Here is a 1,392-nt window from a genome sequence, read left to right as displayed (position 1 = left end):
CCGGCCAGCATGACCACCACGGCGATCACCGCCACGATCGCCATGAAGATCCAGGTCAGCCTCCGGATCACCGGTGAACCGACCGCGCCGAGGGCCGCCGCCACGCCGATCGCCGCGGCGGCCGCGATCATCATCAGGACCACCCCGGCGATGAGCACCAGCCTGGTGCGGGTGTCCGCCGCCGGATCCTGCGCAAGGTCGACGTAGTGGCGGGCATACTGCGGACCGGCGAACAGCGTGGCGATCGCCGCCGTCAGCCACACGGCGGCCGCGCCGGACAGCAGCAGCGACGCGGCGAAGTCACCCGGCCGTTTGGTCATTGCCCCGCCCGGCTTCATCGCCCCGCCCGGCTTCATCGCCCCGCCCGGCGGCGGAGGGTCAGCAGCAGGCCGGCGACGATCATCCAGAGCACCGCCGGTCCGGCCGTCGCCGCCCAGAACACCGGTCTGCCCAGTGGTGACCCGGGCGGCGGGATCGGCGCCCACTCGGGCCGCTCGCTCGACCGGCCGCCGAACCACATCGGGCCGCCGCCGGCCTCGGCGACCGGCAACGCCCTCGCGCCTTTCACCGTCGTGTCCATGGCCGGCCGTTTGCCGGTGAAGTCGGCGCGGGACAACGGCCGTTCCGGGATGTCGGAGAAGTCGACGCCGCCGTACACGTACAGCCTGCTGACCATCATGGTGCCCTCGCGGGTGGTGCGCCGGACCCGGAACTCACCGTCCTTGTACGACTTCACGAACCGTTTCCAGGTGTCCATCGGCGTCCACTTCCCGCGCAGCGGCCACGCGCTCACGTCGCCGGAGTCGATCAGGTCGCCGTACACGGTGGGTTTGCGCTCGCTGCGCTCGCTGCGCTCGCGATACCACTGGGCGGCGACCCGGCTCGCGTAGACCCGGCGGAGGTCGGCGTACTCCGGTGCTTCGTTGACCGCCTTCTGCACCTCGGAGAGGACCGATACGCGGTAGACCGTCTCGTTGTGGCGGGTCTCCGCGGTCGAGTGGCCCGGGCACCCCTCCGAGTCCCTGGTCCTGGTCCTGAAGTACTCCGTCTCCATCTTGACCTCGAGGGGAGCGTCCAGGATGAACAGCTCGTTGCCCTGCTCGCGGACCACGGCGGGACGCGGCACGATCCACTGCCGCATCGAGATGCAGGGTGTCTCGCCGCGAAGGTCGGACCAGAACTGCTTGCCGGTCGGGGCATCCGGGTGAATCAGTTTCGCGACCGTCTTCTTCATCTGGAAGTCGGCGTCGAGCAGCACCCGCCCGGCCTCGGTGCGCCCCAGATCCTCGTCCATGATGTCGTCCGGATCGTCGGGGTTGAGGTTGACCGTGAAGGACTCCGGTGGCAGCGCCAGCCAGGTGAAGAACGAGTCAGCGGCCAGCCGGGCGGACC

General features: G+C 70.2%; 2 protein-coding genes. Both read right to left on the bottom strand.

Annotation, left to right across the window (positions count from 1 at the left end):
• The coding region (locus AB0M20_RS43640; RefSeq protein WP_364307391.1) for a hypothetical protein at positions 1-320 on the bottom strand (320 nt) is incomplete at its 3' end.
• 32 nt (positions 321-352) lie between these two features.
• A partial coding sequence (locus AB0M20_RS43635; RefSeq protein ID WP_364307390.1) for a hypothetical protein occupies positions 353-1,392 on the bottom strand: 1,040 nt, incomplete at its 5' end.

Origin of the sequence: Actinoplanes sp. NPDC051633 (genome assembly GCF_040681735.1) — a bacterium.
In the GTDB taxonomy this organism is placed as follows: domain Bacteria; phylum Actinomycetota; class Actinomycetes; order Mycobacteriales; family Micromonosporaceae; genus Actinoplanes.
Note: the sequence above shows the minus strand (reverse complement) of the source record. Positions and strands in the feature narration are given on the sequence as shown.